The sequence below is a fragment of the Nostoc sp. LEGE 12454 genome (assembly GCF_056620565.1).
The window spans coordinates 45256-59517 of the sequence record NZ_JBWQXL010000003.1; the positions used below are offsets into that span (position 1 = coordinate 45256).

8 protein-coding genes and 1 pseudogene are annotated in these 14262 nt (G+C 40.5%); 2 read left to right on the plus strand and 7 right to left on the minus strand.

The features are described from left to right. Positions 1-40: 40 nt before the first annotated feature. Positions 41-256, minus strand: coding sequence for a hypothetical protein (locus tag AC1F2U_RS04325; protein ID WP_480259996.1), 216 nt, complete (start codon positions 254-256; stop codon positions 41-43). Between the two features lies 1 nt (position 257). Here AC1F2U_RS04325 and AC1F2U_RS04330 point away from each other — a divergent pair, with 1 nt between their 5' ends. Continuing rightward, positions 258-497 carry a DUF1877 family protein gene (locus tag AC1F2U_RS04330; RefSeq protein WP_480259997.1) on the plus strand — a complete coding sequence of 80 codons (240 nt, stop codon included), beginning with the start codon at positions 258-260 and terminating at the stop codon, positions 495-497. 177 nt (positions 498-674) lie between these two features. Here AC1F2U_RS04330 and hisS read toward each other — a convergent pair whose 3' ends face one another. From hisS to pbpC, 6 genes and pseudogenes are all read right to left on the minus strand, one after another. Beyond that, positions 675-2069, minus strand: coding sequence for a histidine--tRNA ligase (hisS, locus tag AC1F2U_RS04335; RefSeq protein WP_480259998.1), 1395 nt, complete (start codon positions 2067-2069; stop codon positions 675-677). Positions 2070-2158: 89 nt separating this feature from the next. Further along, positions 2159-2605: a DUF3598 family protein gene (locus tag AC1F2U_RS04340; RefSeq protein WP_480259999.1), complete on the minus strand. Its 447-nt coding sequence runs from the start codon at positions 2603-2605 to the stop codon at positions 2159-2161. Between the two features lie 92 nt (positions 2606-2697). Further along, on the minus strand, positions 2698-4116 hold the full coding sequence (locus AC1F2U_RS04345) for an aldehyde dehydrogenase family protein (RefSeq protein ID WP_480260000.1): 1419 nt from the start codon (positions 4114-4116) through the stop codon (positions 2698-2700). Between the two features lie 306 nt (positions 4117-4422). Further along, the gene (locus tag AC1F2U_RS04350; protein WP_480260176.1) at positions 4423-5187 is read right to left on the minus strand and encodes a red chlorophyll catabolite reductase; all 765 of its coding nucleotides are present in this window, start codon (positions 5185-5187) and stop codon (positions 4423-4425) included. 311 nt (positions 5188-5498) lie between these two features. Next, a pseudogene (locus AC1F2U_RS04355) lies at positions 5499-5741 on the minus strand (hypothetical protein); the annotation flags it as partial. A gap of 10 nt (positions 5742-5751) precedes the next feature. Continuing rightward, on the minus strand, positions 5752-8091 hold the full coding sequence (pbpC, locus tag AC1F2U_RS04360; protein ID WP_480260001.1) for a penicillin-binding protein 1C: 2340 nt from the start codon (positions 8089-8091) through the stop codon (positions 5752-5754). Positions 8092-8587: 496 nt separating this feature from the next. Between pbpC and AC1F2U_RS04365 the strand changes: the two genes are divergently transcribed. After that, positions 8588-14257, plus strand: a complete 5670-nt coding sequence (locus AC1F2U_RS04365) for an alpha-2-macroglobulin family protein (RefSeq protein WP_480260002.1) — start codon at positions 8588-8590, stop codon at positions 14255-14257. The last annotated feature ends 5 nt before the right edge of the window (positions 14258-14262 follow it).

The window sequence follows — 14262 nt, forward strand, 5'->3', positions numbered from 1 at the left end:
TTCTCGGCGGGCTACGCCAACGCAAAAGCCAAATAAATATTTAATTCTCACTTGCCAATTTCCGCCGTAATTCCCGAATAGCAGCGCTAGTATTGCGCTCGTAGGCAATTCTCAAACACTCTTTAACTACTTCTGACACATTGATGTTAGGGAAATAACGGCTACTGGTTTCAACAGTGTAGCGTAGACGCGAAGCGGCTTGTCGGTAGACATCGCCTTGCAATCTGTAAATTACAAGCTGGTTCTTCCTGAGCACTATGAGGTATCTATCCCCAGGTGATGAAGTTGGAGAAATTCTGGATGGGTTATTAGAACTTTCACAAGAGGGGTTCCAGAATCGTTTCATCCGAGAGTCACAGAAATCAGAACCAATACCCTGGATTGACTGGTCTGAAGAAGAAATGTTGGATTGGATGACAGATTACTACAACGAGATTGTTGATTACTACCAGAGTGCTGTCAGGCAGCACAAGGCTCTCTTACTTTACCTTACTTAATTTCTGTAATGTTTTAAATATCAACTGCTGCGGCTGAAGAATACAGCAGCTATAACAATTAAACCTAAAAGTGCTAGAGGAACCCAGAGATTAGGGAGATCGGACAAACTCATAAAGGACTTCCGAATAAGTAGGGTGTATGAGACAGATTGCAATAGACAGTCACTACTTGATAAATCAACTTTTAGGTAAGCCTTTTTTAATTTCCTCAGCTAAATTTTCTAGCAGTACTTCTACTTGCTCGCCTGTTTTCAAATCTTTGAGCGAGGATTTGTGCGCTGCTGCTTCTTCAGAACCAATAATTACGCAAAATTGAATTCCTTGTTTGTCTGCTAATTGAAATTGTTTACCCAAGGGACGCTTATCAAAGCTAGTTATAACATTAATTCCCGCCTGACGCAGATGTTGAGAAACTTTTAAATAAGTGGGCATTAAATCTTCTTGCATATTTACTACCATCACTTGGGCTGGTGTAGCAGCTAAGGTATTTAGAATACCAGCTTTTAACAAGCGACTAATTAAGCGAGTTAAGCCGATAGAAATACCGACACCAGGCATTTTTTCACCCAAAAATACCCCGACTAATTCTTCATATCTCCCGCCAGAACAAATACTACCTAAAGCTTCATGCCCTAATAGAGTTGTTTCGTAAACTGTGCCGGTATAGTAATCAAGACCACGGGCAATGGATAAATCAATACAGAAACGGTTTTCAGCAACACCGAGATTACGAACTCCAGCAATTACCGTTTCTAATTCGGTAACTCCTAAACTCAATTGCTCGGTTTCTGGCAGATTTTGGGCGAGGTGCTTGAGCTTATCTAAGACTTCATCAACGGAGCCGTCAATTTTAATAAATTCAATAATTTTTTGTGATTGTTCGGCTGCAATCCCTTCTTTCTCTAAATCTTGTTTGACTTTACTTTCACCAATTTTTTCTAAAGTATCAACAATACCAATACAAGATTTTATTTGATTTTCGGCAATCCCCAATGATTTAAAGAAACCAGTAAGAACTTTTCGGTTATTGATGCGAATCAGAAAATCACCAATATTAATTGCTTCAAATATCTCAGTGATAATTGCAGGCATCTGAGCATCATAGAGCAAGCTGAGTTCACGACGAGCAACTACATCAATATCACACTGACGAAATTGACGAAAACGCCCATCTTTTGCGCGTTCTCCACGAAAAACTACATCGGTTTGATAACGAGCAAAGGGAAAGGTTAATTCATTCAGGTGACGGGCAATATACGCCGCTAAAGGAACTGTTTGATCGAACTTCAAAGCTCTTGCTTCCGAACCTGTTTCGCCCGATCTATCTCTTTCGGCTTGTCGATTTGGTGGCAATATGGGATTAATTCCATAAATGATATTATCGCCTTGATTACCTTTAGCTTGTAGCACTTCTAAACGTTCTACAGCAGGTGTTTCGATGGGCGTAAATCCATAGCTTTCAAAAACTCTACGGATGATATCTAGCAAATATAATTCTAGACGCTTTTCGCTAGGCAGAAACTCTGGAAACCCACTAGGGGTAGAAAAGTTTATTTTGTCACCTTTGGCCATGTATGTACCTTACTAAGTTGAAATTTGAGATGAGAGTTATATCATGTTTGCTTGATTACTGAAACCCCTGACGGGTTTCACTTCTATGTCTATTTTATCCGTTCTTCTTGCACCAATGTACGCTGATACAGTCGATCGTTCTTAAACCAATGCCAGGTGCGGAAACGATAGTTATTGCAAAGGCTGAGGAAAATCACTTCATACAAGTAAGCACCCGGAACCTTCTTAAAAGTAAATCGGAACATAATAGTTGCATCGTCTACTTCCCAGGCATTACCCTCAAGACGTTCGGTGTCAAACCACACTTTTTTATCTCGATATAAACCAGGGAAATGGTGTTCCTCTTGTTTACCATTAGGCCATTTGTAGCGATTTATTTGGTGATAGGAATAGGGGGGATTTTCGATAAATTTGCAGCTTAAATGAGAAGTATATTTATCTAAGATTTTTCCTTCTGTATCAACTAGTGTATAAGAACCCGACCACTCTCCTTCTTGACGGGCCATGAGGGGCATTTCTGTTTTCATGGTAGCCATGTTCAACTCCTATTTCTATAAGCTTTATTAGAGACTGTTATTTTTCATTTGTCTTTTATTTTTCCTGTTATCAATTCTCTATTATCCCTTCACTATTCTTGATTATCAAACCACCAGGGGTCACTCGTTGAGTTGGTTTTAATCAAAATAGCTTTTTTTCGCATAAACCGTTTCAACGCCGCTGCACCCATACGTGACTGTCCCAAACCGGAGAATTTGAAGGCGTTTTTCTCTCCTTCATGCATAATGGCGGTGAGTCCAGCATCGTTGATACTAATAGCACCTGCATCTATCTGGTAAGCAACTTCTAAAGCTTCTGTTTCTGAGGCAAATACAGCAGCACTTAATCCATAAATTGAGTCATTGGCTAATGAGACTGCTTCACCTACTGTGGAAAAAGACATAACTGGCATAATCGGGCCAAAAGTCTCTTCAGTCATGACTTTCATGGAATGATTAACTTGGGTAAGCACTGTTGGACGACACCACCAACCCCCACCTAAATCCTCGATGACACCGCCGCAGTGAATTACTGCTCCTTTTTCCACTGCATCTAGAAGATGATCGCTAATAACGGCTGCTTGTCTTTCGGCGATGATGGGGCCAATTTCTCCACTTTCGACTGTGGGATAGGCTAGCTCAAGGCGATGTGCTTTGGCTACTAGTTGATGGTAAAACTTTTCAAATATGGAGTCTGCAACATAAATTCGCTCAATTGAGAGGCATGACTGTCCAGTGTTGACAACGGAACTCCACAATATTGCTGAGGTTGCTAATTCTAAGTTGGCTGATTCTAAAACGATCGCAGGATCTTTTCCTCCTAATTCCAAAAAAGCTGGAATAAACTGTTTTGCAGCCGCTTGTGCAACTTTTCTCCCTGTGGCTACACTGCCTGTAAAGCACACCAAATCTACATTCTCAATTAAAACAGATCCGGTTGCACCTGCCCCTTCCACAAAAGTTAATACCTCGTGCAGCTTGGGAACAGTGTTGAGTGCTGTAATCAGTGGTGCTACGAAGCGGGGAGTAATTTCACTGGGTTTGACAATGACAGCACAACCTGCCAACAATGCCGGAATGGTATCAATAGTAGACAGTGACAGCGGAAAATTCCACGGGCTAATTACCCCAACTAAGGGATAAGGAACAGATGTTTGTTGCAAGGCAATAAAGGGAATGGCTGTATTTTTTGCCGATTCTTGCAGCAATTCCGGTGCTAACCGACACCAGCGATCGATGCTGGAGAGGAAAGAATCTATTTCTAATACTGAGGCTGACAATCTTCCTGTATCATTTACCAAAGCTTCCGTGAGGCGATCGCGTCCAGATAATATCGAATCCTTCCACTGCTGTAAAGCTTCAATTCTCCCCTCTAAGCCCAATTTCTGCCAGCGAACTTGTGCCCGGCGCGTCCGCTTACATTGCTGTACCACCAACCTTGGAGGCGGCGGGATAATTACGTAGTCAAATTTGCCAGTTCGGGGATTGCGGACTTCTATTGGTTTTGTCATTTGTCATTTGTCATTTGTTATTACTTCCTAATCCCCAAATTCCCATTCCCAAATTCAAATCATCCCCAGGTTGGTGAAGCACTCAATGGTGGTTTGCTGTGTTTACAGGAAGTATTTGCGGTCTACTTCTCTTTCCAGCATAGTATTAGCAGGGTAAAAGTGTGATTGGCGATCGCGAGTGAAGGTTGATTGCATAACAGGTAACTTGCGATGCTAAAGCGCAGTACGATTCTAAATTAGTGGACATGGAAAATTGAGAGCCATAACAAATGACCAATGACCAATGACAAATGACAAATGACTAATTTAGAGAATACGATCGCCACCCCAGAGCGATCGCACAAGTTTGTCTGTCAATTCCGAGCCAAACATCTGTGCGGCAAATTTATTACCTGGATCGCGTTCAGCACTGATACGGCGGAGCGCCAAATCACGAGCAGCTAAAGCCTCCCGTGCATCTTCTGGCACAGGTTCGGCTGCATCTACCCAAGTTAACCAGCGATCGAGTGTTTCGTGTGCAAGTGTGCGAGTTAGTTCGAGAGTTTCAAAAGTAGGTGCGCCTGTGTAACACAAGCTAACAGGCGATTGAAATAGACGAATATAAACACTTTTGCTGGTAAATACCTTGAGCCGCGAATCTTGCTGTAACTTTAAGAATGTTTCATTAACTGGCTCATAGTAGCGATCGAGAGATGCCAAATCAGTTAAAAGCTCAGTTCGGGGAATGTAATCTATATAAAAGAAAATATTTGGAAGTGTGCCAAACTCGAAGGCCAAATGAGGAACCTGAATATGGGACTTCAACCAAGTAGTAAGACGCATAGTCCCAAAATTTGATTTTTCCGGGTTTCCCAACCACGAATGCACTAGCCACTCAATTTCTTCCCCAGAAAAAGCAGTCAGCGAACCTTTCATGTTGCCATCAAGACTGCTATATTGCTGTAAATTTTCTACAGAAGGGTCTGGATGTAACTGAAAACGAGCCTCTAATTTTTGGCGGAGTTCCTTTGTAATCTCCCACAACTGCTCAAATACAGCTTTATTATCTAAATCAGTTGGTTGCTGAGTCATGGTTTGAGTTTGCAGTTTTTCTATAAACTTCATATTTAGTTTGACACTTTCCGGTATCTAATTCGTTACTGCTATCGAGCAACGCATTCATCGAATTCAAGACTGTGAGAAACAGTCCATCAACAAAGCGCGATCGAGCTATTGCAGCAACATCTTTTTTTTACAGCAGAGTTGCAGCAATTTATCTCAGTCGATGATTCTTCATTTAGATGCTTTTGCCCTTAGCACAAGCTTCAGTGATAATACTGAAACTATATGTAAAATTATTTTTATATACTTAATTATAAAGATAAAAATAATTTTGTTGAGAATTATAGACAAATTGGCGTTGCTGAATCCAAGTATGAATCTGCGATCGCCTCAAGCTCGCGGGCGTCACGCGCCTGCTGCGCCACGGAACCGTACTTGAGATAATGTATTACTAATCGAATAGAGAGTTTAAGCATTTCCTCTGATTTAGAGTAACAAAAATTTTTACGATGTAGCCTAGCCAAATAATGTCTAAAACGACTATTTTCACACATCACGAGTGTCATATAAGTTTTACTAACAATCGTTGCTATTTCAATTATTACTAATAGAAAATCCTCGACGCGTAGGTTTAACATTAGCTAACTCCACCTGAAAACTTACTTTGTCGCTCATTTCCCCGCTTCTTGCTTCCAAAGTCCACTTACCAGGACGTAAATTCCAAAATAAAGAATTAGCTGAGTTTGTATCTAACTTTTCGCCATTTAACCACCACTCCACTGGTGCAGATTTATTTCCCGATAGCTTAAATTCGAGTTTTTGCTTCGTTTCTTCACCAGGATAAACTAAAAATAAATCACCATGATGCGGAGATAAAATTCTCAAACTGGCAGAAGTAAAATTTGACTGCTGTTGTTTTGCTAACCATTCATCATACTCTGGTGGCAAATTGAATTGATGCTCGCGTTCGTAATTACTTTTATCTTCAGGATAGAAATATTCCTGCACCACTGAGGTACAATCTGGGGTAGGCCGTAATCCAGAAATTGCACAAACAGGTAATTGCACTAAACCTTTTGGAGATGGAAAACCTGCTGGTTCTTGATGTTCGTGCAGATGTAACATAATTCGATTCCATAAGGGTGCTGCGCCCGTCACACCTGAAACTTGTCGCATCGGTTCGCCGTTGAAATTGCCTACCCAAGTAGCGACGGTGTAATCTGTAGTGAAGCCAACAGTCCAAGTATCACGAAAATTGGAAGAAGTGCCAGTTTTAACAGCAACAGGAAAGGGTAAATTTAACACCGAATCTACACCAAATGCTGTTGCACGAGCATAGCTGTCACTGAGTATGTTAGTGATTAATTGCCAAATTGTTGGATTTTGGACTTCGACTTCGCTCAGTCGAACGATTTGAGATTTGGGACTTCGGCTTCGCTCAACCGAACGATTTTGAATTGGGGAATTGGAAAATGTGCTTACTAAAGGAATCGCCTCTCCTTCTCGTGCTATGGTCAGATAAGCACGGGCTAATTCCCAAAGACTGACTTCACCACTACCTAGAGTCAAACCCAAACCATAATGTTCTGGAGTTTGATTGAGGTGTTCAAATCCCAGTTGATGCAGTCGTTCTAAGAAAGTTTCCACACCAACTTTTTCTAACACCTTTATTGCAGGTACATTTAAAGAATTTGCTAAAGCGATTCGTACCCGCACAGGGCCGAGAAATCTTTCGGTATAATCTGTGGGGCTGTAAAGTTTCGCGCCGGGAATTGCATAATGGGCAGGCACATCTGCCAAAATGCTGTTTGGGCGAATTAAACCTTTTTCTAAAGCTAATTCATAAACAAAAGGCTTGAGGGTAGAACCTGGTTGACGTAGTGCTTGCACTCCATCATTGCGTCCCAGTTTGGCTTCATTAAAGTAATCAGGTGAACCGACATAAGCCAAAACTTCACCAGTGTGGTTATCAATTACCAACGCCGCTGCATCATGGACATTGTTGGCGGCTAGGGAAGAAATTACCTGCTGTACCTGTGCTTCTACAAACTGTTGCAAAGAGCGATTTATAGTCGTGCTGATGGGGGAATTTTGTTCTGTTTGCGTCTTATCAAACTGATTGGCTAACCAAAATAAAAAGTGTGGTGCAGCGATAATTCCCCCTTGGCGAGACTGAAACACAACCTTTTCGGTGTGTGTTCGGGTTGCGATCGCACTATTAATATACCCTTCCTGTACCATTCGATTAAGGACATATTTTTGTCGCTGCTTCAGCCGTTCCCAATGTTCGTAAGGATTAAAATATGTGGGATTATTGGGAATAGCAGCCAACAAACTAGCTTGAGCAAGATTCAACTCACTAGCTGGGATGGAAAAATAAGTCTGCGCGGCTGCTTCCACACCATATATATTCCCGCCCATTGGTAGCCGATTGATATATGCAGCCAGAATTTCATCTTTGTTCATCCCTGCTGCTAACCGCCAAGATAGCCAAATTTCACTCAGTTTACCAGAGAAGCTGCGTGGCACTGGATCTAACATCCGCGCTAACTGCATAGTAATTGTGGAAGCACCGGAAACAATTCTTTTGGCGTGGATGGCTTCTTTGCTGGCGCGGATAACAGCTTTCATATCCAACGCCCCATGATGGTAAAAGCTGCCATCTTCGGCGGCTAAAATAGCATGGATAAACTGGGGCGAAACCTGATTTAGGGGTACTACTGATGTATGCTCTTGGTCGCGGGTGAGCAATGTTCCTAATGGTAAACCATTGCGATCGCTAAATTGCATTGCCAACTGATTTTGGGCAATATCTGCGGCACGAATGGGCGCAAAATAAGGGAGTAAGCGTACCAGCAGACAGATTAGCAGCACAGCTAAGATAACTTTACTAGTGCGCTTAAGTTTGAGTAGCGATCGTAAAATTAGTTTCATCAGGGAATCCCCTGTCCAAGAAAACCTACCTTAATCTTGACGCAGCGATTACATCTACATTAGTAAATATTTCAAATCCTTAATAATTAATTTTTACTAACTCAGCAGATGTAAATTAATGTTTGCGAAATTTAAATACTTCTTTATAGTTAAGAATTGTAGTCATTTTTGGAACAATAACAATAGATTAGTTATCTATGTAAATAAACATACGTTACATCCGCAGGTTGTGTAAAAGTAACTAGTTATTTTGCGTCCTTTATTAAGGTTGGCATTTCCGACTCCATCAGGTAATGCAAGTTTTTATTTGCTATAGTGCGTAAATTTTTTATTTTTAATTACTAGAAAAATGATTATCAGAGTTTTACTGCGTTTCCAGCATAGAATAACCTATCGCGTTCTTAGGGTTATTGGCAGTTCGGTAAAAAAAATTAGGCGTTCTTCAAGCCGGAAGAGAACAATACAGTTTATCTTTCTCTTTACATTTATATTAGGGATGGCAGGGTGTAATTTTTTTGGTATAAACTCAAGTAAAGAACAACTGCCAGCAGTTTCCTCACTCACACCACCAAAATTACCAGACTGGATTGAACAAATAAGTCCCATTGGAGATGCAAAACCTCTCAATCAAATCCGCATCCGTTTTAAAGAAGCTTTAATCCCAGTTGAAAGTCTTGATAGTCCAGAACAGCAAAAAATATTACAACAATTTACCCTTTGGCCGCCTTTACCCGGTCAATTTCGCTTTTTAACACCGCGCATGGTGGGATTCCAAGCGGAAAAAGCATTACCAATAGCAACACGGTTTCAAGTTACTCTTAAAGCAGGTTTAGCCGATTTAAAAAATCACCGTTTAGACAAAGATTTACCTTGGACTTTCAACACAGAATCTATTAAATTAACTAATTTACCCGGTGTCAATCCCATAGAGAAAGTTGATATCGAACCAATTGATTTACAACAAAAGTTACAGTTTACTTCAAATGTTGAATTGGATTTAGCTTCTGTACAAGAACATTTACAATTAATTCCCGAAGTTAAAAATAAAGGTATAGGTTTTAAAGTCGAATTAAACAAAGAAGAAAAACCATTAAAAAATGAAGAAGATCCTTTAGCAAAATTTGACCCTTCAGCACGCAATTGGATTTATAATCTCATTCCACAGCAAAATCTGGAAAAAGCAACCAGTTATCGCTTAGTATTTTCTCCAGGAATACGTCCTGCTTATGGCAATCTAGCGACAGAGAAAGAATTTGCCAGTAAATTAGCAACTTATTCGCCTTTAGCTTTTCAGAAAATTAACTATTACGGACAGCCAGATTCAGGCGGAACATTTGGACGATTTGTTAAAGGCAGTCCCCAGCTAGAATTTAATAACATTTTATTAGCAGATTCAGCGAAAGAAAACATTACTATTAATCCAGCACCAAAAGAAATTTCGAGAATTTTGGAAGTTAACGATGAAGATAAAATTGTCGGAATTAATCCTTATGCGCTAGAACCTGCCAAGACTTATACAATTACTATCGGCGAAAATCTCAAAGATAAGTTTGGGCAAACTTTGAGCAAACCTGTCACCCTTAAATATGATACTGGAGATTTAGCTGGGGATATTTGGGTGCCATCAGATTTGAATATTTTCCCTACAAGTAAAAATTTACAGCTAAATATTAGTACGGGAAATCTGCCAGAATCCAAATATAAAGCAGCTTATCGAGTAGTTCAACCGACAGATTTAGTTTATTTTAATAATAGTAGTGATTTATTACCACAACCTTCTGAATGGCAAAACTTTAAGGTATCGGGTAAGAAAAATCAATCAGTTGATATTGCTGTTCCTCTGCGGGAAAAAATAAATTCTACTACGGGGATGTTAGCTTATGGAGTCCAAGCCCGCACGAATAAATATCAGGAGAATGGGAAGGAACTGTGGCGCGAACCTACGACTTATGGCATGGTTGAATTGACAAATTTGGGCGTATTTACTCAGTGGTTTCCTGAGTCAGGGTTAATTCGTGTCAATCATCTTACAGATGGTTCGCCAGTTCAAGCGGCTGCTGTTGAAATTTATCAATCAAAATTACAAGCAAAATCTCGTCCAGAACCAGTACCTTGTGCAACAGGTAAAACTGATGATAATGGAATTTTTAGAATTGTTGGTGAAGGATTACAGAAATGTTATTCTGGCAATGAAAGCTCTAGTAAATCACCACAGCTATTAGTAATTGCCCGTGAAAATCAAGATTGGGCATTTGCTAGAACTGAAGAATATAGCGGTGTTTATGGCTACGGCATTGATGCGGGTTGGCAAGATAAGAAGCCAGAATCACGCGGGGTAATTTTCTCGGATAGACAGTTATATCAACCAGGCGAAAAGGCTTGGTTGACTGGTTTTGCAGACTATTTACAAAATGGTGTAATTCAGCAAGATAAAAATGCTGCTTACCAATTAACTTTGGTAAATCCCGATGGACAAAAAACTAGCTTAGGTACGCAAACCACAAATGAATTTGGTAGTTTTTCTCTGGAACTGCCAATTAAAACTACTCAGCGCTTAGGCTACTATACAATTCAGGCGAAAGGTAAAAATGGACAAGAAATTTCTGGAGAATTTCGGGTAGCTGAGTTTAAGCCACCCAACTTTAAAGTCGAACTCAACTTAGATAAAGAATTTGCATATATTGACGAAAAAGTTAATATTAATGCTACAAGCAATTATTTGTTTGGTGCGCCTGTAGAAGGTGGAGAAGCAAAATATTTTATTACTCGCCAGCAGGCTGATTTTGTTCCTAAAGGTTGGGAGGGATTTACTTTTGGTAGGCAATGGTTATGGCCGGAGGAAACCCCTACTATATCTACTGATGTATTGCAAACTAATGCCCAACTAGATGCTAATGGTAAAAGTAGTCAAACTGTAAATGTGGCTAATGATTTACCATATCCGATGACTTACCAAGTAGATGTGCAAGTTGCAGATGTTTCTAATTTGTCTGTAGCGAATTCCAAAACATTTACAGCTTTACCGAGTAATCGCCTTATTGGATTAAAAAGTAATTTCATCGCTGATGCTGGTAAGGCTTTTCCTGTTGAAGTGATTGTTACTGACCCTACAGGAAAACCGATAACAGACCAACGGGTGCGCCTGGAATTACAACAGATTAAATACAGCAGCGTTACGCAGTTGGTGGAAGGGAGTAGAACACCAAAAAATCAAGTTGAATATAAAACGGTAGGACAAGCTGAAATTACATCTGCTAGCAATCCGCAATCAGTAAGTTTAACAGCGCCAGAATCTGCTTCATATCGGATTAGAGTTAATTTTAGCGATGCCAAAAGCGAATTAAGCGCCACAGATTTACAAATTTGGGCAACTGGAGGAAATCCTGTATTTTGGGGTTCTAAGGAAGATGATGTCTTAGAAGTTAAATTAGATAAAAAAGAGTTTAAACCTGGTGAAACTGCTACTGCACTAATTCAATCTCCCTATGCAGATGCAGAATTGTACTTTGCCGTAATTAAAGATAAACCCCTTTATCAGCAGATAATAAAAGTTCAGGGAGGCGCGCCACAAATACAGTTTCAAGTTACGCCAGAAATGCTGCCAAATGCAGCCATTGAAGCTGTGTTAGTTAGACAAGGTAAACCCATTAACCAAGTGGAAGCGGGAAGTTTAGATAACTTGGTGAAGATTGGTTTTATACCTTTTAAAGTTAATTTAGAGGATAAGTATTTAAAACTGCAAGTTAAGCCAGTGCAAGCATCATTAGAACCTGGTGCAGAGGAAACAGTACAGCTAGAGTTGAAGGACAATCAAGGAAACCCCACCAAAGGACAGTTTACAGTCATGGTGGTAAACGAGGCGGTGTTACAACTTTCTGGTTATCGTCCGCCAGATTTGGTAGATACAGTTTATGCAGAACAGCCAATTTCTACGCGCTTTAGTGATAATCGACCAGATGTCATATTACAAGCACAAGATGTAGCTAAACCCAAAGGTTGGGGTTATGGCGGTGGTTTCTCAACCGGTGCAGCCAATACTCGTGCCCGCACAGATTTTCAAGCCTTAGCTTACTACAACGGTTCTGTTCTCACCGATGCAAATGGTAATGCACAGATAACCTTTAAATTACCGGATGACTTAACTACATGGCGAGTGATGGCTGTCGCCACTGATGGGAATCTGCGTTTCGGGAATGGGGAAGCGACGTTTATCAGCACTAAGCCACTGCTAACTAATGCCATCTTGCCACAATTTGCCCGTCCAGGCGATCGCATCCTCGCTGGTTTATCTGTAACTAACAACACTGGGAATACAGGAAATCTCTCAATTAATGGCGAACTTAGCGGTACGGTGAAGTTTGCTGACAAAAACCCCACAGCGGCTTCTTTGCAAACCAAAGCTGAATCCGCAACTCATGCTTATCGCTTTCCCATACTGGCGGATAGTGTGGGAACTGGTAAAGTTCGATTTAGCACTCAGCTAAATGGTACAGCCGCAGATGCTTTTGAAGTACCTTTGGAAATTAAGCCAATTGAAATTACAGAACAAGTCGTTGAATCTGGTGTTACTGAAAAACAGGTGAAGATTCCTTTGAATGTTGATAAAAATACCTTCCCTGATGCGGGAGGTTTAGATATTCAATTGGCGAGTACTTTGATTCCAGAAATTAAAGCACCAGCAAAACAGGCTGTAGAAGATGATGATTTACCATTTACAGAACCGGCGGCGAGTCAATTAATAATTGCTGCTAATTTGCAAACTATTGCACAAAAATATGGTCAGACATTTACAGAATTTAATCCTAGCCAACAAGCGAGTCAAGTAATTGAAAAATTACAAAAACTCCAAATAGCCGATGGTGGTTTTGCTGCTTTCCCCGGACAAGAAAAATCCGACCCTTGGGTTTCCTCCTATACGGGTGAATCTTTGGCTAAAGCTAGTCAGGTGTTCCCTAATTTAGTCGATTCTGCAATGGTGTCTCGCCTCAAACCTTATTTACAAAAAGTTCTAGCAAACCCCGGAGAATACGACTTTTGCAAACAACTACTCTGTAAAAGGCAACTGCAACTTAATGCTTTAATCTCATTAGCAGAATTAGGAGACAAACGCAATACTTTCCTCGCAGATATTTATGAACAGCGCAATAATTTTGATGTAGCAACTCAAATTAAACTAGCGCGATACTTATCTCAATTCCCAGAATGGCAAGATGAATCTCAACAATTAGTGAACAAGCTGCAACAGAATATCTATGAAACTGGTCGTACAGCAGTTGTGAGTTTACCAACTAGTTGGGGATGGATGAGTTCATCTACTACGACGCAAGCGCAAGCTTTACGCTTATTTATTGCCAAACAGAGTAAACCCGAAGTTATAGATAAATTATTCCAAAGTCTTCTGGCATTACGACGCGATGGCACATGGCAAACCAACTATAATAATGCCCAAGCTTTAACAGCTTTGGTAGATTATAGCCAACTGCAACCCACACCACCTAATTTTGTTGCCACAGTGGAATTAGCTGGTAATAAGTTAGGAGAAAATAGTTTTGATGGCTACAAAAATCCTACCTTACAGCTAAATGTGCCGATGAATAAATTACCTCGTGGGCGTAATGATTTAACGCTACAAAAATCAGGTAATGGCATTTTGCACTATTTGGTTGCTTATAATTATCGCTTGCAAGGAAATCAACCAGGTAGATTTAATGGTTTACGAGTAACGCGAGAAATTAGCAAATTAAATGAAGAGAAAGTTTTGCAAAAAACAGGTCTTTACGCATTTGATAAACCCTTGACTTTAGCCTCTGGACAAGTGTTTGATATTGGTTTAGAAATCATCGCCGATCGTCCTGTGGATCATTTAGTGATTAAAGATCCGCTACCATCAGGTTTTGAGGCGGTGGATGCGAGTTTTCAAACTGCTACAGCTGCATTACAAGCAAAAGCCGATAGCTGGGAACTTGGTTTTAGAAATATCTACCGCGATCGCATTATCGCCTACGCCGACCACCTGGAACCAGGAGTTTATAGCTTGCATTACTTAGTCCGTTCTGTGACACCTGGGACATTTTCTTGGCCTGGTGCTGAAGTTCACCTGCAATATGCGCCAGAAGAATTTGGGCGAACTGCTGAGTCTACATTAATATTGGAGGATGGGAAGTAATTATT

What these genes read in the sequence shown, in the direction of transcription:
- AC1F2U_RS04365 (WP_480260002.1), top strand. Translation starts at nt 8,588, where the DNA reads ATGGCAGGGTGTAATTTTTTTGGTATAAACTCAAGTAAAGAACAACTG.
- AC1F2U_RS04350 (WP_480260176.1), bottom strand. Translation starts at nt 5,187, where the DNA reads ATGACTCAGCAACCAACTGATTTAGATAATAAAGCTGTATTTGAGCAG.
- hisS (WP_480259998.1), bottom strand. Translation starts at nt 2,069, where the DNA reads ATGGCCAAAGGTGACAAAATAAACTTTTCTACCCCTAGTGGGTTTCCA.
- AC1F2U_RS04345 (WP_480260000.1), bottom strand. Translation starts at nt 4,116, where the DNA reads ATGACAAAACCAATAGAAGTCCGCAATCCCCGAACTGGCAAATTTGAC.
- pbpC (WP_480260001.1), bottom strand. Translation starts at nt 8,091, where the DNA reads ATGAAACTAATTTTACGATCGCTACTCAAACTTAAGCGCACTAGTAAA.
- AC1F2U_RS04330 (WP_480259997.1), top strand. Translation starts at nt 258, where the DNA reads ATGAGGTATCTATCCCCAGGTGATGAAGTTGGAGAAATTCTGGATGGG.
- AC1F2U_RS04340 (WP_480259999.1), bottom strand. Translation starts at nt 2,605, where the DNA reads ATGGCTACCATGAAAACAGAAATGCCCCTCATGGCCCGTCAAGAAGGA.